Source organism: Bacillus sp. TE8-1, from assembly GCF_008368855.1.
GTDB classification, from domain to species: domain Bacteria; phylum Bacillota; class Bacilli; order Bacillales; family Bacillaceae_G; genus Bacillus_A; species Bacillus_A cereus.
Genome location: NZ_QPET01000040.1, coordinates 46,658 through 69,754, shown reverse-complemented (window position 1 = coordinate 69,754; position 23,097 = coordinate 46,658). Strand labels below are relative to the sequence as shown.

Sequence of the window (23,097 nt, the reverse complement as noted above, 5' to 3'; positions counted from 1 at the left end):
TTAAGGATATCAAGAATTAAGTTTTTTAATTTTATTAACATAATAGTTTAAAGAGACCGTAAATCCTACTAAACAAAAAAAATATACAATAAAGTATATTTTTTTCTTATCCTACATATTTTCTATGCAAATTAATTCCAATAACTAAAGTTGATAATAAAAATATAATATTACCAATCACTAATGTACTCATAACAAGAATTGAATAATATAGTATTAATACTTCTGCACCTACTACCTATTTTATTTATTGGATATTTATACTTCAAAAAAAATTACACATCATTCACAATTAGGATACATACCCAAAATATGATTTGAACGTTTTATTATATTTTAAGATAATATAAAATCAGTTTTTCTATAAGAGAACTTAATTTTTATGTAGTACGAAATTGTTAGTAATACAGTATATACTAATTTAGTTATAAAAACATTTAAAGACCACCTATTTCCATAAGTGATCTTTCTTTGTGATTCTGTATTTGTGCACTACTGTAGAAATATATCGTAGAAACGCTTTGTTTGCTAAATTTTTAGTTCTCTCCATTTACTAAAAAACATAGCTTCATACACTTAATATCATATTCGTTACATTGCAAACTATTATTTTGTCTTCTGTACAGGCAAACTACTAAAAATTAATTCAGCAACTTTTACATATCCTTTTGAGTTTGGATGAATTAAATCCTTAGACCAAAGCGTATTGTCATTAACTAAATGATGATTCCAAAAATCAACATGATGAAGCTTATACTCTCTGCTCAGTGAATGTATAACTTCATTTGCCTCTAATAATTGTTCTTTTATTACTTGTTTTTTTTCAGAAGCAAAAGGAAGCCTAACTGTAAAATCTGGAAGGTTTGCTATAATAATATCAGCCCCTGCTTTACTTAATGTATCTATCATAAAATCCATATCGTTCTTATATGCATCATGATTCCAACGTCCTTTTAAAACATCGTTTGCCCCTGCAATGAGACTAACCAAATCTGGATTAAAAGTTAACGCCTTTTCCAATTGCTGCGAGCGAATTTCTTTAGTTACTAACCCACGCTTTGCAAAATTGGCATATTCTATATCGTTTTCACACAGTTGAACAAAATGATCTACCCAGCTTTTTAATGCAATTCCCTCAACTTGATCCCCTATCCCCTCTGTAAAACTATCACCAATTGCTACAAATCGCTTCCACATATGTATTCCCCCTTTATTATTAACCATATCTATACTATACAATAGCTCACACCGTAATTGTTATTTCTAAGTGGTTTTCGATTTCAATTATATTCCGCTTTACTATATTGACATTTAGAATCTAAAATTGACCGATTCCTAAGTATACTTAGGAATCGGTCATATTCATATATTTACTAAAGAAATAAAATCTCCCTAGGAATTATACTTTTCCCCAAAAATTTGTTGTTCTTTGTTTCGCCCAGTTGATACATTTCTTTTCGATTAAATGATATGAAACTATAGAAAAAAGTAGTGTCATTGCAATGCACAAAGTAAGAAGAAAAAAGATAGGTATCTTTGTATACAAAAGTTTAAATAGTACCATCATGATTGGAAAATGACATAAATAGATACTGTATGAAATTTCTCCTAAATATACAAATACACTCTTATTTAAAAATACTTTTACTTTTAGGTTACTCATAGCCATTATAATAAATATACTAACCCCCATTACGACACCCCAATCTTTTAATAAGAAAGTTGTATCATTACGGGAAAAACCATAAATTAAAATGGAATATAAATATAGAATAACCCCTAATGCAATAAGAAATCCTTTTTTAATTTTTTTCATATTCCTATATGAGTAGATAAGTTTTTCCTGATACTTAAAAAGTAACATTCCAACCATAAACATAGATGTAAAATGCAGTGTATCAGCATAACCATTATAAAATCCTTCAGCTTTCCCAATATGCAACATATTAAGAACAACACTAATTAAAGAAAAGCTCAAAGCAAATAGTATCGTTTTCTTCCAATTCAGTTTATAAAAAAGAAGGAATAACAAAGGAAACACAATAGATATACGCATTTCTTGAGCCAATGACCAAATAACTGGATTATAATTTTCCGTAAAAAAGTTATTAAGAAGCACAAAGTGGTTTAAAATATCTAATTTTGTTATAGACCCTTGCCACCTATCATAGAACCAATCCCGTAGTCCTACCACTTCATACGACGAAAATAAAATAAATAAAACAAAGGTAACGATTATCCAAAAATAATAAGGAATATAGATTCTTACAAATCTCTTAATTAAATATCCCCAATAATTTGTTTTTGAATGATAAAGTGCCATAGATAACACAAAACCACTTAGTACATAAAAAACGATAACAGCTTCCCCACCCGCCCATAAAAACCTAAGCGGGGAAAATTTAATAGAATTAGGCAACGATGGTAGCATTAAACAAAAATGTCCAAATACCACAGTAAGTGCCGCTAACCCTCGTATGGAATCTAATTCTTTTATTCTCTTACTCATAAAATGTTCTCCTTGTAAATTGTAAATTGTGCTGTTCATAAAGGCCACTATAAGAATGTAGTGGGAGAATTGTACATATTCTTTCTTTAAATTCCTAATATAAGCAGTATAAAGTTAATTTGACCTCCATTTCTTTATATACATAATTTAAAACAAAATATTTAATACAAAGAAAAGATTTTATTAAATTTTTATAAAGTGAAACATTTAGTTGTATCCTATAAAATTAGCTTTTTACTATATCAATCGCACTATCCCACATACCACTAAAAAAAGATCCTGTTTTACGTATAAAACGTGTAAGCCAATTTGCTTGTTCCACATCAGATTTTGTTACAAGGTCTATTTGTAATGAATTACCCGATAAGAACCCAGGATCTGTATTATCTTTAGGCGAGATAATCATTTTACTAATTGTTGCACCTTTTTTAATAGGCGCTTCTTGTTCCGTATTCAATACTTTAAATTCTTTTTTATAAATGTCTTTGTTGCCCTTCGGCATTGGAAGCGAAACAGCTTGCTTCATTTGAACTACTACATCTTTTTCTTTTGCATTTGCTACTCGAACTGTTTCATGCCCTTTTACTACTGAATCTTTTCCATAGACATTCTTCACTTCAAAATTCGCAAATCCATAATCGTATAATTTCTTTGTTTCATCAAAACGTGCCGTATGAGATTTTGCTTTTATCACTACAGAAATTAGTCGCATACCATTTCTTTCTACTGTACCAGTGAAACAATCTCCCGCTTCTGGAGTCGTTCCTGTTTTCAAACCATCTACACCTTCATATTGCTTAATTAAGCCTTTTAACATCCAATTAAAGTTCGCCATATCAATTGGATATTTACCACCCTCTTGGAATGTTTTTTTAGGAATTTTTGCTGTATTTAATATTTGGGGGAAATCTTGAATAAGACGTTGTGCTAAAATTGCACAATCCCTTGCAGACATTTTATTTTTCTCGTCTAGAGTTGTCCCTTCTAGATGATATCCTTTTAAATCTTGATTTGTTAAGCCAGTAGAGTTTACAAACTTATAATCTTTCATACCAAACTCTTTTGACTTATCGTTCATCATTTTTACAAAATTGACCTCTTTACCAGCAATCTGTTCAACTAAAGCAATTGTTGCACCATTTGCAGAGTAAATTGCCATTGCCTCATATAACTCTTTTACCGTATAAGAGCCACCATTTTCTAATGGAACATTTGATAGTGAACGATCTTGCGAAATCTTATGTGCATATTCAGAGATTTTAACTTTTTGATCCCATTTAAGTTTTCCTTTATCCACCGCTTCATGAACTAAGTATTCGCTCATCATTTTTGTCATACTAGCAATTGCCAATGATTCATCTGCATTTTTTTCATATAAAATTTTCCCGGAATTTGCTTCTATTAAAATTGCTGATCCTGCTTCAACGTCTATAGCAGAAACTGTTTCCGCTGCTGCTTTTCCAAATGTAACGAACATGCTACAAAATAGTGTAAGCACTGTTACTATTGCAATAAATCTCTTACAAAACATACCTTTCACTTCTGTTACCTCCAATTTCTTTGTACTCAAAAAAAGGGTTATTCTAACATAATCCCGCAAAAAATAGACAGTGTTCTCAAATTATATATACATATAAAACGTTAGAATCGCTTTCATATAGACCATCTCATCCGACACTTTTAGGCGCCCTGATACTTTGTATTCCCACACATATCCTTATTTTTAATCCCCTTATATTTTTCAAAATGATTCGCACTTTCATATTTTTTAGGATTACAATTAATAGACAATCTAAATAATACATTTGTTCCACATTTACAAAAAATAAAAAACTACACCCTATACTGGATGTAGTTTTTCTAACTGATTTATTTATTTTTCACTTCATTTTTATAAAAAGCAAATAATGGTTCGATGGATGGACTAGATAACAGCGGAATTGCCTTCTCAATCAATTTCCTATCCCAATCAAACCAACGCATTTCCATTAACATGTTTATTTCTGTATCAGTGAATCGTTTCTTTATTTCCTTAGCAGGATTTCCACCAACTATTGTATACGGCGGAACATCTTTACTTACGACAGATCTTGCAGCAACAATTGCCCCTTCACCAATAGTAACGCCAGGCATTATTATAGCATTCATTCCAATCCAAGCATCACTTTTAATGACTGTATTGCCCTTAGGTTCATATGATTGTTTAATTTGCTCAGCGAATGGATATACTGTAATCCATTCTGAGTGATGATTATGGTTACCACCCATTAAAATGACTACTCCACTTGCAATGCAAACATAATTCTCAATAATGAGTTTATCAAGGTGCCATCCCATCTGTTCAATTGGATTGAAAAGTGCTTGGGACTTAGCATCTCCCCACAAATACCTTACACATCCATCTTCAAAATTTTGATGACTATAATAGCCTGAATAATAGGAATACTCTCCTACTTCAATGAGTGGATTTGTTACTATATCTTTTATATACTTTGTTTCTGACCAATGATTAAATAATGGATACTTCATAGCTTTATTCCTCGCTTCTAAGTATTATATATATTGCTATTTACTTAGAAGCTTACTACGACTGCTACATTTTTTAGCTTTCTCAAACGACGAATCATTATCTTCAAGCCTTTCTTTTATACTATAAAAAAGCATAACGCAATATATTACACTAGTCAAATTGTGTAATTTTGAACACATCTTAAACAGCGTAATACTGCAATAAGAACATGAAAACACTCTAACTTTGATCCAAATAATATATTGATTACATTTAGTTTATATTTTGTAAAAAAATTTTAATTGCCATGACAAAGCAAACAATAACCACTATTGGTCGTATTAATGACGTCCCTTTTGTAAGCACCATCTTCGCTCCAATATACGATCCTATAATTTGACCAAGCATCATAATCAACCCAATTGTCCAATCGATTTGGCCAAAAATAATAAAATATAACAAAGCAGCGAAATTACTTGTAAAATTCAAGATTTTAGCATTTGCAGTTGCTCTCGTAGCACTATATCCACATAAAAGAATGAATGCTAAAGCAATTAAACTACCTGTTCCTGGGCCGAAGAAACCATCATAAAATCCAAGGAATGGAGCCACTGTTAACGCAAACAACAACATACTTATTTTTCTCGGTCGATCTTCGTTTGCTATATTTGGAGATAATAGAAAATAAAGACCAATAATAATAAGTAAAAAAGGTAATATCATGATTAAATATTCTGCTCGTATCTGTAAAACAAGCCATCCACCCAAAACGGATCCCAAAAAGGTCATTAAGATGGACAAACGCATTTCTTTAAGATTAATTTCTTTCTTCTTAATAAAAAACACTGTTGCCATGAGAGTTCCGCTACTCCCTTGTAGTTTATTAGTCGCTATCGCTACAGAAGGAGACATACCTACTAATAACATTATCGGGATAGTTATCATACCACCGCCCCCAGCAATCGTATCTATCCATCCTGCTAATACAGCTACTAAAAATAGTAGTATAAGTAATTCAATAGTAAAATCCATACAAAGAATATGGGAAGGCTTGAGCTATTATAACCCAAACCTCCCCATCGTCCCTCCTCTCTTTAAACTAGTTAATTAAATCTGTAAAGTAACTTTCTTTTTGATCACGTAATCGACTGGAAACGTATTGTCTGCAAACAATTCTTCTTCCATATTTATTGTTTCCAATCGGGATTTTATATTCTTCCTCAGATAACCTTTCCCTACCATGAGTTACATTTGTTTGTTTACCATAGTATGAATTTGGTATAAGTAATAAATCTTCAGATGTAAGTGGAACCTTATAAGTAGGCGTTGTTCGTAAGAGTTCTAAAAACATGTCAAATTTCAATTTTTCTTCTTCACTTTCTCCCACATAAATTAATCTATTTTCCGCTCCATTCAAACAAGTTGCAATAATATCACCATTATCATCTAAAAATATAATTTGGTTTATTTCTCCTACAAATCCCGATATTTCACCATCAGCCATTCCTGCGATATGAGCAATAGGCATTTTACTTACCGCCAATATGTCATCTTTACTGAAGAAATTTTCTTCAAGATGCTTTTGAAGTAATTTTGGGGTTCCAATATGAGTTTGAGTTTTTAAATTTAACACTCCTTTTAATAAAAGAGCATCAACTCTAGTAAATTTGCCACAAGTAATTTCAGACACTATTCGTTCCACGGATTTATTAAGTCTATTTGATACAATTTCTAAATTCGTATTGAATGTTTTCAATCTTGCTTCAATATCTGATTGGTCTTTCATATCTGTATACACTGTGGCATCGTTATGTTGATAAAAGTTCCCGCCACCGGTGCTTGCACCGACATTTCGCAAAACTTCATCGTTGTTTAAAGGTGAAATGAGATGAAATCTATTTTCCCCTGCATGTTCGGATGGGTGAATTAAAGCATCATAATTAAAAAGTGTGGCAAAAAGCCATGTGACCCATTCTGCATAAAAATATTTTTTCATTCTATCGTGTTCGTCTTCGCCATAATTAAAACCTCTGCGATTTTCCCCAGGTAATAGTGTTTCCATAGGATCACATGGAGTATTTTTAATAAGAGTAGGTGGTACGTTTCCACCACAATTCGCTATTTTTATTATATGTAGTAGGTTTTTCATATCTGAATTCGGATTTTTCTTTGAATAGTCAATCAAACAATTAAGCCACTCTTTTGAAAAATATGCTGCTATTTCTTGATCACAAGTATAAGGATTATGAGTTTTCAATTCATTTTCTATCAGATTCTTCATTTTATCCTTCAATACATTAGGAATGCTAATTTCTTCAATTTCTGTAATCTGCAGTATTCCTTTATTCATTATAAAACCTCCGTTGTTTTATTTTTTATACCCTATCTTCTATTAAACAAACTATCCATTTCTTTTTTGCTCCTTCGCTTTTCGTCAGAGCTATTAGAACTACCGATTTACAAATAAAAAACGTGGATTATAAGAGATTTCTTCTTAGGTACATTTCCCCGACGAACCTCTATTGAATTGGTAAATTTAATTTAAAAATTTCTTTCATTTTCTAAAGTTTTCCTAATTTTAAAATCAGAATTTTCAATACAACTATGTTAACATTAAAAATATAACACGAAACCAAAAAATGTAAATGAATAGTTTTTTTATAAAAAATAGTCAGACTATTTATGAAGTAATTCGTACTCCATTGAACGAACTACGGCCCCTCAATTTTATTGATAACAATAAAAAAACCCCTAAATTGATAGAGGGATTTTTTTCAAGTATATTCTATTTTAAAGTTCTTACTTACCTTTTACCCCGCTATTTGCCGGGCAGTAAGACCCCTACTTCGAAATACAGCGGAAGCAAAAAAGTTAGGTGGGGGTCGGGCTGCCCATAAAAGCAAGATTGGTGAGGGCTGATAATCAGTGGGGATGAACAAAACTCCCCCTGATTAAAGTTTCACTTTATTTTAAAAGATATTGCTGTAACTTCTTTATTAACAGTTCCATCCCGTTTGGACTTACAATAATCTTCCCATTCGCTAACGAAATATTGCTGTCTGAAATATCCCCTGTAAGTGCACAAGCTCTTGGAGATTGATATTTTCGTAAAATAATCTGGTCCTCTTCTATAAACATTTCAAGAGAATCTTTTTCTACAATTCCTAAACTCCGTCTTATTTCCATTGGAATAACAATACGCCCCATGCTATCTGCTTTACGAGTAATTCCTCTTGATTTCATAAAATGCCACCCTTTATATTTATCTAATATTACGGTATTTATTTTAGCAATAAACAACAATTAGGAATAGTTCGTATTACAGTACTTTTTTTAGAAATAAATAACAATTAGGAATAGTCTATGTTAGAATTCTTTCTTGTTTATTCTTGATTTTTAATATATTTATCCTTGATCATTTTTATATATTGTTTTCTTTCAGTTAGTTCAAATATAAATAATGCTTTTTTTATGTCTGTTAAACCAACTTCATTAGAGTGCTGAACTTTCAATAAAATTGCACCTTTTTCAAAAAACAATTCACCTAATAAGTATAAAGTATTCATATTTATCGCTAATTTTATACCTATTTCACTATACTTTATTGCTTCTTCATATTGATTTGCAAGGTGTAAACATTTTGTTAACGTATGAATGAGTCTTAATTTGATTTCTTTTTCTCTAGGAAATTCTATCTTATTAAAATTAATTAAACTTTGTTTTAATATATTTATACTTTTCTCATACTCTTCATTTTCTGCATGTATTATAGCAATTGAATTCATTATGCTTATTTCTTTTTCTGATAAAAAGTTACTACTACTTAAGGTTTGTTTTAGTGCTCTATTTAAAATGTCAAAGGCATTACTTGTTGCTCCATTTACATAATATATAGCAATCGCTTCATGCCATAATAGAAATTGTTTATCTTCTTTTGATTGAAAATTATTCTCATCTTTCTCTTTTTTTACTATTTCGTAAAGCTCATTATATTGTTTTTGTTTCACACAATCTCTCATTACACATTTTACATTTTCAATATATTTTATTTTTTTATTTTTGGTTAGTGCGAATATATAATTTGGATCAATACCAAGTCTTTCAGATAATTGATACAACAATATGCTAGATGGATAAATAATACCTTTTTCTATCTTACTAATTTGACTTTGTGAACATATTCCATGACATAATTCAGATTGTGACATGTTTTTTTTCTTTCTAAGTTCTTTAATAATAATACCAAGATTGTAGAATTCCATCTTTCCTCCCTCAAATGTAACACTTTATGAGTATAAGAATATTTTCCAACTTTTAATGTAATGTAAAATTGATATAGTTACAATTACTAATTATATGGATTTATAGTTTTTTTTACAAACTTGTATCACAATACGAGAAATTATTAAAATATGGTTCACTAATAATCAATGTGCGTTTTATTCACCCCCACTGATTATTAGTCCACCCCAGGCAGGCTTTTACAGGGAGTCCGACTTCTTTGCCACATCTAAATTTTGAGGTCGGAGTCTTACTACCCGCAAATAGCCGAATTAAAATAAATATGATTTTTCACCTTTATTTCTTTTAATAGTTTCTTTTGATTTTTATATAAATAATTTCGAAGGAGCGTATTTTATGAAAAGAATGTTGACCGAAAGAGAGTTAGAAGTGGCTATTTATGTAGCAAAAGGATACACAGATGCAGAAATTTCAAAAAAAATATATGTTACCCCTCGAAGAATTTCAACGATAATTAATCATATTAAAGAAAAATGGCATATTAATTCTAGAGTGGAATTAGGTATTTTAGTTTATCATTATGGTTTTATAGATGCACCCTTATTTTCAAATAAAAAAATTCAGCTATGTAAAAAGGTTGTACAATAGATAGCTGAATATAACGAGTTTAAATTGCAAATAAAAATAGAAGAGCAGACAAACTTTTATTATTTGGTTTACTCCATCACTTTTTAAATTTCAGACATTAATATAAAAAGGTTAGAGAATTAACTTCTCTAACCTTTTTATATACACTATTAGGTTTCAAACAGTAAAGATGCCCTAATGCTACCATTGATCCTGTTCCCTATTCAACCTTGTATAAACAAAAAAATCAGATATTACCACTATTCAAAACCAGTTACAATTCTCTCTTTCATTTTCTGTATTACTTCACTGCTCAATACTTTTTGACCAGCAGGAAGTTTTAATATGGCAGCGGCACCTTTACTAAGGTATATTTCTTGATCATTATTTTGATTTACTACCAATATTCCTTGCCCTTCAAATTCGAAATAACTAATATCTTTTGTTTCATTTGTATTATTTTTTATTGCTTTATATAATCCATATAAATCTTTACTTCTATTTTCTCCGCCCGTTCGAATCGGTTCAGTATCATTCGCAACAATTAGTCCTTCTGGCTGCTCACCCTTCATAATAAACCACAGCTTTTCATTTGTTGGTAATAGTAAATTCTTAAATTCAGAGCTATTTAAAATTTGCTGTGCTGGAATTGTTTCATAGATTGGTAACGAAAATGGAGATGTTGTTATTTTTTCAAAACTTAAATTTTCAGAAGAACTTCCCTTACTATATTGATAATCTTTTAATGCGATCGATTGTACTGATTCACTTTTATTTTTTGATGCATAACTAATTTTACTAGCGAAAATAATAACGGTCATTAAGCACATGCACAGTATCACAAGCTTAAGTAGTTTTCCCATTTATGAACCCCCGCTTTTAATATTATTAGTTTGCATGGATATTATAAACAGTTTCACTCCACCAAAAATTATTATTGTTATGGAACGTACTGAAATTATGATTATAATGATCACCATACCAAGGGTCCATGTATGTTATATAATTTGTTCCATTTGTCCCTTTATAAAATCCATCAAGTACTAGAAAGTGTCCGATGTTAGCTCCATTTTGCCACATAATGAGTGCAATCATCGGCTGATTACTATTAATTTGACTTTTGAACCAATCATAAGATTTTGCTCCAGAACTTATAGCTGAGCTAACACCATATCCTGATAATCCATATTGTATTTCACGTGAAGTTGCAGGATTATTATATGATCCACCCTTAACATACCTAACGTACTGATCTTGTGAAGGAGTTTTCCCAAAATAATTTAAAACTGAAACTGAAGCGCCTGCCCAACACCAATTTGATCTTTCTTGTAATATGTTAGGTACAGATAATTTACGGTCTATTGGTGTACTTGGAGGATTTCCATTAATATACGCTGAGGTTACATATACTTTTTTCCATCTTTAAAACAGTAAAACCAACGATTGTCTAAATTTCCTGTCCAGTAATCTTTAACCGCTTCACCATACTCCCATCCTTTAAAAGATACTTTTGTATTTCCGGGAATCACATCTACAATATTTGCATTCAAACTTTTCGCCTCTCTAACATTTACATTCAATGGAGCTGTTGTCCCTGAAAATTCAACTTCTTCTGCTATTATTTTCTGAACACCAATAAAACTAAATGTGAAGAACAATAAAAACATACAAACAATAAAATGATTTCTTCCCTTCATTTCTCCACCCCTTCATCAGTACTAAAAAACATCAACAATTCATCCTTATTAATTGTTCAAGCTTAATATTACATACTAACGAAAAATGACTTCTCATAAAGTGAAACTTTAATCAGTAGTGGTTTTATGCATCACCCACTGATTATTAGTTAAACCAATCGGGCTGCCAGGCAATTAGCGGAATAAATTCCAATACAAAAAAGGAGCCTATAAATTTTTATAGGCTCCTTTTTATTTCGTCGTTATTACTTAGCTAATTCTTTCGTACCCTTTATTACATCAATGAAGAATCCCCAGTTATTCACTACAGAAGAGATACTGATATGTTCATCTGGAGTGTGGACGTTGAAAATGTCTGGTCCGAATGAAATTGCATCTAATTCAGGCATTTTTTGAACGAATGCGCTACACTCAATCCCCGCATGTACAGCGAAGATTTCAATTTCTTTATTGTATTTTTCTTGATGTACTTTTTCAAATAAATTACGAATTTGTGAGTTTGGATTGTATGGCCATTCTGGATACTCTGACTCTATTTCAAATGTAGCACCAACTAATTCAGCAATATATTTGATTTCTTCTGCAACATGTTGTTTTAAACTACTTACAGAACTTCGCACTTCGTTACGTAATTTAATTTCATCTTGCAACGTTTCAATAACGCCTAAATTTGTTGAGCTTTCTACAAGACCTTTAATATCCATGCTCATACTTTGAATGCCATTTGGAATTAAGAATAATGATGAAATAAGCTGCTTTTGTGTCTCTTTAGCAAATACTTTTTCAACTGTTTCATCCAATTTTGTCAGTGTAACATGAACATCTGGATCAACAGCACGCATTTCTTCTTGTAATACACGTGTCCATGATTCTAGTTTTTCTTCTACTTGTCCTACATCTTCTGTACGAATTAAAATTGTAGCTACACTTTCACGCGGAATTGCATTCGTTTTTAATCCGCCGTGAACTTCACTTATGTTAAACTCCGTATGTGCTGATAAATCACGTAATACTCGTCCTAATACTTTGTTCGCATTACCGCGTTGTTTATCAATTTCCATACCAGAATGTCCGCCTTTTAGACCACCAACATATAGACGGTATGCATCCATATTCGCTGGCGTTTCATCCCAAATTACGGGAATTGTTTCAACAGCTTTCGCACCACCTGCACTACTTACAAGTAATTTATGATCTTCTTCAGAATCAATATTTATAAATATCTTTCCTTCAAAATGATTTGGATCAATAGCAAAAGCCCCATCCATTGTCGTTTCTTCTTCAGTAGTGATAACGACTTCAAGTGCTGGATGCGGAATTTCTTTTGAATCTAATAACGCTAATGCATACGCAACTGCAATACCATTATCAGCACCTAGAGTTGTTTGATTTGCATATAACATGTCCCCAATGATTCGTAATTCAATTGGATCTTTTTCAAAATCATGTACTGTTGCTTGATTTTTTTCGCAAACCATATCCATATGACCTTGAATAATAATAGCTGGTACATTTTCATAACCAGCTGTTGCTTCTTTTTTAATAATGACATTTAATGCTTCATCTTGAATGACTTCTAAGTTACGCTCTTTTGCAAAGCCCACTAAATAATCACTAATTTCCTTTTCATTACCTGATCCTCTAGGAATCTTTGAAATTTCTGCAAAATGAAAAAATACAGGGTGCTTTGTTAATTGTTCTAAAGTAGAATACATTTTTCAAGCTCCTCTCAAAATGAAAAAATAATATGTAAGTCTCATATCATTATACCATGATTCATTATTTTATCTTTCTTTTAACTTTTATTGTTCATTTTATGTACAACACTCTTACAACATTGTAAGGGCGTTTAATCTACATCGATTTTTCTCATTTAATAATAGTCGTATACTTTTTAAAGAAACACATTAAAGGAGATAAAGAAAATGAAAAAGTTTTTAGCAATTATTACACTATGTTTATTATTTTTTAGTTTTACTATTGGCTGTGAGAGAGCGTCACTAAATAGAATTGGTAAAGATGTATATTACATGCAGATAAAAGGCGAAGGAACTATCGAAAAAGTAGATCATAGAAACTTACGAAACTATACGCTGTCCGCATTTGATGAAGATGGCGTCAAAAAACAAATTACATTTAGAAGTACAAAAAAAGAAAACAATCATAAATTAAATGAAGACGCGTTTTTACGCCTTTATGTAGATCAAGATGATAATAGCAACAATGAAATATCATCAATTGAAGTAAAGTCCTATGAAGAGATTCAGAAAACAGATTTACCTAAAAAAGTAAAAGATAAGTTTACTATTAAATAAAAAACAAAAGAAAATGCTCTATGCATTTTCTTTTGTTCTTTTCACCTGTATATATTTTGAACTACTATTATTCATCAGTTTCTCTAACCGATTTATATTCTCCGTTAATGCACCTTTCACAAGAGAGAAATCTGTATTGGATTCTTCTTTTTTTTCTTTAAAAAACGAAGACTTTTGTACATTGACTTCAGCCATCTCTTCTCCCCCTTTTCAAAAAGATACAACCTTTTATTTATATTATATAGCAAATGTAGAAAGAGTGTACACTTATGATTTTCTTTTTAATTCTTCTTCTAATTCTTCTACTTGCTGCAACGTATCCCCTTTTATTAAAGAGAAATCTGTTGTATCTTCGTTATCTTCTTTAAAAAAATCATTGTCATAATCTTTTACCACTACAATCACCTCTACATGCTAGTGTAGGAATGATTGTCCAATTTTATTCAACTTTGTCGGATTTTGTTTTTAATTTATGTATAGAAGAAAAGGACAGAAAAAGATTCTGTCCTTATTTACTAAAATAACTATGATGTATTGTTAAATTATATACATTTTCAAAATCCCGATCTTGCAGGTTATTTTTCTTTCCATCAATAACAATGAAAACGTCACTTACTATTTTTGCTGGTATAATCCCGACATTTTCCACTTGCACCGCTTTCTGCTCATTCAATTGCTCGATATGTTCTAACGGGACGATAATACTAAATTGTGAGCGAATACCACGAAAGTTTGTATTTAATTCCTTCGCAGCTTCAAAAACAACAATTTTCGCGCCAATCTTTTCCCCATATGAATCTAAAAATGCATTTAAGCTCTTTGTATATTCCTCTTCCGTATGCCATTCCATCGTACCGAATACTGCTGGATTAACATTTTGAATAATTGTCGTGTATATTTCTCCTCTTGCTTTAGATGCAATTAATGATCGTTTTATGGATTGAACTGTCTTGCCAATATCGCTAAATTTTGCACCCCATATTTCTGAAATATTAGGCGTTAAAATGAACGCAATATCAACAAAAATAATCATTGCAGTAAACATTAAAAGATTTTTCCAGAGGGTTAAATCGATTCCTTTTATCATGAAATACACGGTGACAGATATGATAAACAAACCATACCAAGTCTTTCTAATACGTTGCTTTTTCTCCTCGTACAACTCCTCATTTTTCCAATAAAAGAAAACAAGGACTACAAAGACAATCGCTAAAACAAATAAGCCAATTCGAATGTTAGAGATCATTAATCACATCACCCTCCATTCAAAAACTACTCACGATATCATTACATGCGCAAGCTGCTCTCTTTATGACAAAAGACGTGGACAAGCTTCTAAAATTAGCTACATCGCATATATATTAGAAAGTACCACGTCTTTTATCCTGTTATTTGTGGGAAATAAGACCCCCACTGATTAAAATTTCACTTTACCATGAGTCTATATTGTATATGTAGACAAGCATTCATTTCAAATTTTCGTATTAAAAAGAAATATGTTTCGGAATTTCCCCTTCAGGTACTTCTCCATCCATACTTAAATAATAATGACGAATCGGACGTAAGTTTTCGTCTAATTCATAAACAAGCGGAATGCTAGTGGGAATATTTAATGAAACTACACCATCACTTGAAAGGTTGTCTAAATATTTTACTAGCGAGCGAATTGTGTTACCGTGTGATGAAATAATTACTTTATTACCACTTTTTAATGTCGGCGCAATTTCTGAATGCCAATAAGCAAGTACTCTCTTCTCCGTATCCTCTAAACATTCAGTTAATGGAAATTCACCTTTTTTGAGTGTTTTATATCTTGGATCGATCGCTTCATATCGAGGATCGTCTTCAGTAAGGGCCGGTGGTCTTACATCAACACTTCTTCTCCAAATATGAACTTGCTCCTCACCATATTTTTGTGCAGTTTCATCTTTATTCAGCCCTTGCAATGCACCATAATGTCTTTCATTTAGCTTCCAAGATTTATGTATTGGAACCCAAGTAAGATCCATCTCATGAAGTACAATCCATAACGTCCGAATTGCGCGTTTTAATACTGATGTATAAGCCACATCAAAAGTATATCCGTTTTTCTTTAATATTGCTCCTGCTTCTCTCGCTTCACTTAATCCATTCTCTGATAGATCAACATCTGTCCATCCAGTAAAGCGATTTTCAAGATTCCATAAGCTTTGTCCGTGACGAATAAGTACAAGTTTTATCATTATAATTCCCCTTTCGGAAATGTGAATTTTATTGTTCCATTGCGTACACGTATAAAGTATCTAGTAATGTATCTTTTTATCCATTCACTCTATGACCAAATCATAGTTGCCAAATGTATGGATAAAATTTGTTCTTTTTCAAACGATAAAAACAGAAGTTTTTTCATTATTTTTGATCGACTGGTATTTCACGTTTCGATATCCAAGCATCAAAACCTGATCGGCTATTTGCCATTTCATTCATAACTTGGTGCCAATTGTCCTCACATGATTCACCAAATTTTGAAAAAATAGCACCCATTTGTTGTCTTTGTACATCACTCAGTTTTTTCTCTAAATCTGCACCTTTTTCTGTTAAAGACAACTGTTTTACACGTCGATCATGCATAGCTTCATTACTCTCAATTAAGCCCTTTTCCACAAGTTGACGTAGCGGTCCGTGGAGAGCTTGTTTACTTATTTCTAATAGTGATAGTAACTCATTTACACTTATCCCTGGAAAACGTGCAATAAAAAATAAAATTCGATGATGTACTCGTTGAATGCCATATTCTTTTATAATTTCATCTGGCTTTTCAGTAAATGTTTTATATGCAAAATAAAATAATGCTAATGCCTCATTCATCTGTTCTTCTTTATGTTGTGTCATCTACTTTCCCCCTGTATGTAAATTATACCACAATCTAGTAATGAATATTTTAATCAACGCATTAGAACTTATTTAGTCTATTGAAACATTCATTGCATAATTAGGAGATGATTCATTTGAAAAAACAATATACTATAAGTGCATATTTATTGGATAGACTACACGAATTAGGAATTGAACATATATTTGGCGTTCCTGGTGATTATAATCTTGCCTTTTTAGATGATGTAGTAGCACATGAAAATTTAAAGTGGATTGGAAATTGTAATGAATTAAATGCTGCATATGCAGCAGATGGGTACGCTCGCATAAAAGGAATCGCTGCTCTTATTACTACTTTCGGTGTTGGAGAATTAAGTGCTATTAACGGTATTGCTGGCTCATATGCGGAAAACGTGCCAGTTATAAAAATTACGGGTACGCCACCAACAAAAGTAATGGAAAATGGAGCAATCGTCCATCATACGTTAGGAGATGGAAAGTTCGATCACTTTTCCAATATGTATCGAGAAATCACTATAGCACAAACAAATGTAACACCTGAGCATGCTGCTGAGGAAATTGACCGTGTTTTACGTGCATGTTGGAATGAAAAACGCCCGGTTCATATTAATTTGCCAATTGATGTGTATAATAAACCAATTAATAAACCGACAGAACCTATTATAAATAAACCTATTTTAAGTAATAAAGAAGCATTAAATAAAATGCTTCTACATGCCATTTCAAAAATAAATAGTGCCAAAAAACCTGTTATTTTAGCTGATTTTGAAGTAGATCGATTTCACGCTAAAGAAAATTTACATCAATTCGTAGAAAAAACTGGGTTTCCCATCGCGACGTTAAGTATGGGAAAAGGAATATTCCCAGAAAAACAGCCTCAATTTATAGGGGTTTATACTGGTGATGTAAGTTCTCCGTACTTGCGAAAAAGAATTGATGAATCTGATTGTATTATTAGTATTGGTGTGAAGTTAACTGATACTATTACAGGCGGCTTCACACAAGGTTTTACAAAAGAACAAGTTATAGAAATCCATCCCTACACTGTGAAAATTATAGATAAAAAATACGGTCCAGTTGTAATGCAGGATGTTTTACAACATTTAAGTGATTCAATTGAGCATCGTAATAAAGATACCCTTGACGTTAAGCCATTTATTTTAGAATCATCACCTTTTACTGAAGAGTTCATTCCAAAAGCACAAATGGTCACACAAAAACGTTTTTGGCAGCAAATGTACCATTTCTTACAAGAAAACGACGTCTTAATTGTAGAGCAAGGAACACCTTTCTTTGGTAGTGCTGCTATCCCTCTACCTAATAACACTGCATATGTAGGACAACCGTTATGGGGATCTATCGGCTACACACTGCCTGCTCTACTTGGTACACAGCTCGCCAATTTATCACGGCGCAACATTTTAATTATTGGTGACGGTTCTTTCCAAGTAACTGCCCAAGAGTTATCAACTGTACTACGTCATAATTTAAAACCGATTATATTTTTAATCAATAACAACGGATACACTGTTGAACGTGCCATTCACGGCCAAAACCAACCTTATAATGATATACAAATGTGGGATTACAATAAACTATCAATGGTATTTGGGGCAGAAGAAAAAAGTCTAACATTTAAAGTAGAAAATGAATCAGAATTAGCAGAAGTCTTAACAAATATAACTTTTAATAAGAATCAACTTATCTTTATTGAAGTTATAATGAGCCAAAGCGATCAACCTGAATTGTTAGCTAAACTCGGGAAAAGATTTGGTCAGCAAAATTCTTAATATAAAAGCATAACCTAATTATACAATTGGTAGTGTAAAACTTGTTTTGAGAATAGTTTCGACACTCAAAATACATAAGGAAAAGGATGGAAAGCACCATCCTTTTCTATTTTAAGAGCGTTCTTCGACTAACGCCCCGTGCGACAAGCAAAAATTCTTAATCCATCTTTAACTTTATAGCTTTTGTCGCAATAAATGTTTTAATATGCTTATCTACTATCCTTGTTCCACCAAAATCATCCTCATAAAAACCTGTTATAGCAAAACCAGCTTCAATTTGACCTTGGATTTGGTCTTCTAAAGTATGCGCATATTCTATTGTTTGATTTGAATCGATGTAATCTTGAACTTCATCCTCTGGTAAATAATCCAATGTTGATGAAGGAATTGAATGTTTAACATCAAGAATACCTTTTGCTCTTGGTTATCATCAAAAATCCATAGTAACGGATTTGTAAATCCAGCAATAAGAACACCTTTATTCTTTAAAACCCTAGAAACTTCATTCCATACAAGATGAACATCTTTTACAAACAAATAAGCTACGCTTTTTCTTTTTTATTCAGCAAGAGTTAACTGCCAAGATACACCATACTTATCATTTAACCAGCCAAACTTTTTACTAAACGGATAAGAACCTAAAGGCATAAGAATTGCTCCATCCTGCGCTAGTTTATGAAAGACCGTATCAATTTCTTCTTCTGTCTCACAAGTTACATAAAGAGACATAGCTGGAGTGAATGTAAAATTATGATTTACATAACTATCAATACACATAAACTCTTGGCCATTTAGCGTAAAAGTTGCATGAATTACAGTTCCCTCTTTACCAGGTCCATTTTCATCATAGCGAGAAATACTTACAATTTCTGATTGATCAAATAGCGACGTATAAAAATTCATTGCTTCCTCAGCTTTGCCCTCAAACATTAAAAACGTAGTAATTTTTTGATTTGCGTTACTCATATGGAGACAGCCCCTTGTTATGTATTTATGTAAAACATACGTCACTCAAAAACCGAACGTATATTCCTATGAATATATTGTCTATAAAAACGATGAGTTTGTCAATTATCTACTTTATTATTTCTTCTTAAATAATGCTGTCCAAAGAAATGATTCTCCAAACATTTCATTCGGTTGTTTCATTTGTTTCATCCTTCTAATCTCAATTACCTCTAATTCTTTAAATATCTCTCTTAACTTTTCTTCCGAGTATGCAAGACCACCTTGTAGACTCCATTCTCTATATACGTCCCAATCTGTTATTTCTGATCCATTTCGCTCATCTAAATCGCCTGCTGCAAAACATGTTAATCCGAAATAACCACCCGATTTTAATGAGTTTTTAATTAAATCCACATAATTTATTCTTCTATGCGGTGGAATGTGATGCAAACAGCCCGAATCATATACAAAATCAAATTCGTTTTGAACCTCTAAATTAAAAATTGAATCACAAATAAAATGAATTTCTACCCCTTTTGCCAATGCCCTTTCTTTTGCCCAGTTAATGCCTTCTACAGATAAATCCACTGCTGTTACATCAAATCCTTCATTCGCTAGATAAATTGCATTTCTACCCGGACCACATCCAAGTTCTAATACTTTCCCTTTTAAAACTCTCTCTTTTTGTATATAAGAAACTAGATTCTCATCTGGAACATTTTCAAAAAACGGAACATCCTTTTCTCTATTCTCATAAAACTCATTCCAAAATGGTTCAGCAGGTCTTAATAATGAATCAAGCATTTTTAAAATATCTTCTTGTGTGTGTAACATTTCAGTTTTCATTAATACCCCTCCATAAATTAATAGTCAGAAAATTATTATATATCTTTTCGAACTTTCAAACAAAGAAAAAACTCCTATATTCAATAGGAGTTTTTGTCTTTAAAATCCGAGTACAGCTAACCATTTTAACAATTTCTCTTCTCGCGCTTTTAAATCATCATCCCTAAACTTGCCTAGTTGTATTTCACTAACAACTTCTCCGTCCTCCATAAAAAGAACTCTTTCTGTTTTCTCTGCTACCTATACAACATGAGTCACTTAAGAAGGTTACTTTGCTGAAAAATAAAGCCGATTTCGTTAAGGGATATTTTTGCTAACGCCTCTTCTTTCATACATGTTATTTCATACAATCATACTTTTCTAATAAAATAACGCTTTTGTTCACTTTTTTGATACATTTACGAAACATTCATGTGTTACCTTCATTAAGTTCTTTTCTTTTTATAATGTCGTGTGAGATATACCAACAGAGGAAGCCCTAGATCCCCTAATCCTAGGGCTTTTTTATAAGAATTTTATACATTTTATTATTTCCACTAACTCTTTAAATTGTATATACATAATATAAAATTTTCATGTTGTTATATTTTTTGATGGCCTCTTATCTTTCCTTAAAAGGCTTTTTTCAAATAACGCTTTTATTTAATTTATATTTAAAAAGTTCCTATTCATAAAGACTTCCCTTATATGCTATACTCATTCTTAAATAATTGTATAAGGAATGTTAAAAATGGATGATAGATCGTCAAGACAATGGAAATTGCGACAAAAGTTAAGAGCACTGAAAACCAAAAACAACAATGACACAAACCCTTTGTTTAGTGAATGCCTTGAATCCCTAGGAAACGAAACTCTCATTTTCTCCCAAGAAAAAAGCCAGCAGATTGCTATTATTTTAATGAATTCATTTCCTATAACTGTCTCGGGAAGAATAGATTGGGAACAGATAGATAACCAATTCATAGCTTCGAACAAAGAACAACTAATTTCCCTTATTAGAGCAAACCAACTAGATTTTGACGAACAGATTTTTATAATATGGGATAACTATGAAATCCCTGTAGTAAGTACAAATCTTGATAAAGTATTCCAATCACTAGTTGACGTTGATGCAGTCAGTTTTTATTACTGGATATTAGACAAAGAATATAGATTCGTAATTGAAATAAATGATAAAGAATTGATTAGGATTGGGTTTCGCTAATACTCTAAGCATATTTCCTCATTCTACTGATCTGCAAAATTTAAATTGTATTATTTATCAAAGACTTAAAATATACGAATGTCACGTAAACCGATTGGTGTTAATCATGTTTATGTTTATAATTACGTTGATTTGGATAACTTGCATTTATAAAATGTAAATGTTTTACAAATTAAAGTTAAACAAACATTGTTATATCAAGGTTTGTTTGACCTAACATGTTATATTCTTGATACTAAGACGGTTTTTATGAGCATTTCGTATAAGTGTGATTTAACTGATTAAGACTATTTTTAAAAACGACATATCAGCGATAATTTATGTCTATTCTGTATAAGTGTTAGCAAGATCGTTTGCAAACTTGTTAGCACTTTTTTAAAACTTAAACCAGAGGAGATTCATACAATTTAGTAACAATGTAAAATTGTATTTATCAAGGATAAACCATTTAACAAATAGTTTGCAGCACTGAATGATTTACAAAAGAATACCCATCGATACACTACGAATAAAAATAATCAGCTAATCGAGGGAATATAATTATTTTTATTTAATTCGCACTTGTACTTCTTGTTCTTGTATTACTTGAATGATTAACTCCAATACAATATTTTGTATTAACTGATGCTCATTATCATGAAGTTTACTTTGTTCTGATATGTATTCAATACATTGATATATATACCCTTCTACCAATAAGCTCCCTTTTTCAACTGTAAGTGTATTTTGCTCATTCTTTTTTACCTTTGGTATTAAAAATTCGGTTTTTGTCAAAATAATCTCCTGTTCAACCTCTTTTATTCCAATCACTTTTTCTTTAAATACAACCTTTTCTAGCAAACTAATTTCACCTTTATATCTTCCTATTTCTATTGGTAGTTTCGCTGTAATAAAATTATTTACGTCTTCCCCATTTTCACTCTCTAATATTATACTGTGAATAGGAATCCATGAAGATGCCTCTACCTTATTCTCTTCTTTATTCCCTTTATTTTTTTGGTTATATAATTCAAAATGAATTCTCTTCTCATGAAGATTTAAAGAAACTAATTTACAATAACTATCCGAATAATATTGTTGCACTGTAGTTAATAACTTACAATCTAATTCACGCCCTTCTACACCTTTTTCATTCCTAAATACAAATGCTTCTTGATTTTTAACATTTATTTTTGGAAATATTTTAAAACTAGTTACTTCTGAAAAAATAGAAAATGGAGTTTTGACCACCAGTGAGCGTATTAAAGGCCCTATTTGTGATCCAGACGCTTTACCTTCTTTCTCTAATTTTGATGCTACATATTCTCCCTTTAATTCAGGTGGTATTTCTTCTTTTCCCCCTCTTTTTTCGTGTAAATTATCTTGTATATTCAGTTTTTTATACTTGTAAATTTCATCCCATATCCCCTTACCAATCCATGGATTTTTCATCACCATCCCCCCGTCTGATGAAATTCAAAAAATTTGTTTTTTGTATGTGACCATTTCATCATTATATATGTTGTATAAAAATAAAAAAGAAATTGTCTTTTTAAC

22 protein-coding genes and 3 pseudogenes are annotated in these 23,097 nt (G+C 31.4%); 4 read left to right on the top strand and 21 right to left on the bottom strand.

The annotated features are described in order from the left end of the window. Nucleotides 1–606 precede the first annotated feature (606 nt). The 8 genes from DN404_RS28830 to DN404_RS28795 form a co-directional block, all read right to left on the bottom strand. A complete protein-coding gene (locus tag DN404_RS28830) occupies nt 607–1,197 on the bottom strand; it encodes an SGNH/GDSL hydrolase family protein (protein ID WP_113303325.1) in 591 nt (196 codons plus the stop codon). A 202-nt stretch (nt 1,198–1,399) separates the two neighbouring features. After that, nucleotides 1,400–2,548, bottom strand: a complete 1,149-nt coding sequence (locus DN404_RS28825; RefSeq protein WP_149215774.1) for an acyltransferase family protein — start codon at nt 2,546–2,548, stop codon at nt 1,400–1,402. 187 nt (nt 2,549–2,735) lie between these two features. Continuing rightward, nucleotides 2,736–4,049, bottom strand: a complete 1,314-nt coding sequence (locus tag DN404_RS28820) for a D-alanyl-D-alanine carboxypeptidase family protein (RefSeq protein ID WP_304520796.1) — start codon at nt 4,047–4,049, stop codon at nt 2,736–2,738. A gap of 329 nt (nt 4,050–4,378) precedes the next feature. Beyond that, nucleotides 4,379–5,038 carry a CatB-related O-acetyltransferase gene (locus DN404_RS28815; RefSeq protein WP_149215773.1) on the bottom strand — a complete coding sequence of 220 codons (660 nt, stop codon included), beginning with the start codon at nt 5,036–5,038 and terminating at the stop codon, nt 4,379–4,381. A gap of 253 nt (nt 5,039–5,291) precedes the next feature. Then, nucleotides 5,292–6,050, bottom strand: coding sequence for a TSUP family transporter (locus DN404_RS28810; protein WP_000347994.1), 759 nt, complete (start codon nt 6,048–6,050; stop codon nt 5,292–5,294). A gap of 67 nt (nt 6,051–6,117) precedes the next feature. Continuing rightward, on the bottom strand, nt 6,118–7,368 hold the full coding sequence (locus DN404_RS28805) for a hypothetical protein (protein ID WP_149215772.1): 1,251 nt from the start codon (nt 7,366–7,368) through the stop codon (nt 6,118–6,120). A gap of 614 nt (nt 7,369–7,982) precedes the next feature. Continuing rightward, on the bottom strand, nt 7,983–8,261 hold the full coding sequence (locus DN404_RS28800) for an AbrB/MazE/SpoVT family DNA-binding domain-containing protein (RefSeq protein ID WP_000842216.1): 279 nt from the start codon (nt 8,259–8,261) through the stop codon (nt 7,983–7,985). Between the two features lie 140 nt (nt 8,262–8,401). After that, nucleotides 8,402–9,280 (bottom strand): helix-turn-helix domain-containing protein, encoded by an 879-nt coding sequence (locus tag DN404_RS28795; RefSeq protein ID WP_149215771.1) that lies wholly within the window; start codon nt 9,278–9,280, stop codon nt 8,402–8,404. Nucleotides 9,281–9,656: 376 nt separating this feature from the next. Between DN404_RS28795 and DN404_RS28790 the strand changes: the two genes are divergently transcribed. Then, nucleotides 9,657–9,908, top strand: a complete 252-nt coding sequence (locus DN404_RS28790; RefSeq protein ID WP_000827560.1) for a response regulator transcription factor — start codon at nt 9,657–9,659, stop codon at nt 9,906–9,908. Nucleotides 9,909–10,147: 239 nt separating this feature from the next. Here the strand turns inward: DN404_RS28790 and DN404_RS28785 are convergent, their stop codons facing one another. From DN404_RS28785 to pepD, 3 genes and pseudogenes are all read right to left on the bottom strand, one after another. Further along, nucleotides 10,148–10,750, bottom strand: a complete 603-nt coding sequence (locus DN404_RS28785; RefSeq protein WP_000517260.1) for a hypothetical protein — start codon at nt 10,748–10,750, stop codon at nt 10,148–10,150. Nucleotides 10,751–10,775: 25 nt separating this feature from the next. After that, nucleotides 10,776–11,584 (bottom strand): annotated as a pseudogene (locus tag DN404_RS28780) (papain-like cysteine protease family protein). A 245-nt stretch (nt 11,585–11,829) separates the two neighbouring features. Next, entirely contained in the window at nt 11,830–13,299 is a 1,470-nt protein-coding gene (pepD, locus tag DN404_RS28775) for a beta-Ala-His dipeptidase (protein WP_149215770.1), read from the bottom strand. 210 nt (nt 13,300–13,509) lie between these two features. Here pepD and DN404_RS28770 point away from each other — a divergent pair, with 210 nt between their 5' ends. Beyond that, complete coding sequence (locus DN404_RS28770; RefSeq protein ID WP_000713865.1) at nt 13,510–13,899, top strand: YxeA family protein; 390 nt, start codon at nt 13,510–13,512, stop codon at nt 13,897–13,899. Nucleotides 13,900–13,917: 18 nt separating this feature from the next. Here DN404_RS28770 and spoIISB read toward each other — a convergent pair whose 3' ends face one another. The 5 genes from spoIISB to DN404_RS28745 form a co-directional block, all read right to left on the bottom strand. After that, complete coding sequence (gene spoIISB / locus DN404_RS28765; RefSeq protein ID WP_000852629.1) at nt 13,918–14,094, bottom strand: stage II sporulation protein SB; 177 nt, start codon at nt 14,092–14,094, stop codon at nt 13,918–13,920. Nucleotides 14,095–14,166: 72 nt separating this feature from the next. Then, nucleotides 14,167–14,295 carry a hypothetical protein gene (locus DN404_RS28760; RefSeq protein ID WP_000237818.1) on the bottom strand — a complete coding sequence of 43 codons (129 nt, stop codon included), beginning with the start codon at nt 14,293–14,295 and terminating at the stop codon, nt 14,167–14,169. 112 nt (nt 14,296–14,407) lie between these two features. Then, the gene (locus tag DN404_RS28755; protein WP_149215769.1) at nt 14,408–15,145 is read right to left on the bottom strand and encodes a type II toxin-antitoxin system SpoIISA family toxin; all 738 of its coding nucleotides are present in this window, start codon (nt 15,143–15,145) and stop codon (nt 14,408–14,410) included. Nucleotides 15,146–15,383: 238 nt separating this feature from the next. Continuing rightward, nucleotides 15,384–16,121: a 2,3-diphosphoglycerate-dependent phosphoglycerate mutase gene (gene gpmA / locus DN404_RS28750; RefSeq protein ID WP_088339127.1), complete on the bottom strand. Its 738-nt coding sequence runs from the start codon at nt 16,119–16,121 to the stop codon at nt 15,384–15,386. Between the two features lie 166 nt (nt 16,122–16,287). Continuing rightward, complete coding sequence (locus DN404_RS28745; protein ID WP_000191886.1) at nt 16,288–16,770, bottom strand: MarR family winged helix-turn-helix transcriptional regulator; 483 nt, start codon at nt 16,768–16,770, stop codon at nt 16,288–16,290. A 107-nt stretch (nt 16,771–16,877) separates the two neighbouring features. Between DN404_RS28745 and DN404_RS28740 the strand changes: the two genes are divergently transcribed. Continuing rightward, nucleotides 16,878–18,563: an alpha-keto acid decarboxylase family protein gene (locus DN404_RS28740; protein WP_098906236.1), complete on the top strand. Its 1,686-nt coding sequence runs from the start codon at nt 16,878–16,880 to the stop codon at nt 18,561–18,563. Nucleotides 18,564–18,720: 157 nt separating this feature from the next. Here DN404_RS28740 and DN404_RS28735 read toward each other — a convergent pair. From DN404_RS28735 to DN404_RS31380, 4 genes and pseudogenes are all read right to left on the bottom strand, one after another. Continuing rightward, nucleotides 18,721–19,109: pseudogene (locus tag DN404_RS28735) on the bottom strand (SAM-dependent methyltransferase); the annotation flags it as partial. 12 nt (nt 19,110–19,121) lie between these two features. Continuing rightward, complete coding sequence (locus DN404_RS28730; protein ID WP_000063587.1) at nt 19,122–19,529, bottom strand: VOC family protein; 408 nt, start codon at nt 19,527–19,529, stop codon at nt 19,122–19,124. A 117-nt stretch (nt 19,530–19,646) separates the two neighbouring features. Continuing rightward, nucleotides 19,647–20,357 carry a class I SAM-dependent methyltransferase gene (locus DN404_RS28725; protein ID WP_000846112.1) on the bottom strand — a complete coding sequence of 237 codons (711 nt, stop codon included), beginning with the start codon at nt 20,355–20,357 and terminating at the stop codon, nt 19,647–19,649. Nucleotides 20,358–20,456: 99 nt separating this feature from the next. After that, nucleotides 20,457–20,597: pseudogene (locus DN404_RS31380) on the bottom strand (ABC transporter ATP-binding protein); the annotation flags it as partial. Nucleotides 20,598–21,087: 490 nt separating this feature from the next. Between DN404_RS31380 and DN404_RS28715 the strand changes: the two are divergent. Beyond that, the gene (locus tag DN404_RS28715; RefSeq protein ID WP_000342724.1) at nt 21,088–21,561 is read left to right on the top strand and encodes a CDI toxin immunity protein; all 474 of its coding nucleotides are present in this window, start codon (nt 21,088–21,090) and stop codon (nt 21,559–21,561) included. 546 nt (nt 21,562–22,107) lie between these two features. On the opposite strand, the gene DN404_RS28710 is transcribed toward DN404_RS28715, so the two are convergent. Further along, nucleotides 22,108–22,992 (bottom strand): BC_2427 family protein, encoded by an 885-nt coding sequence (locus tag DN404_RS28710; protein ID WP_149215767.1) that lies wholly within the window; start codon nt 22,990–22,992, stop codon nt 22,108–22,110. Nucleotides 22,993–23,097: the final 105 nt, after the last annotated feature.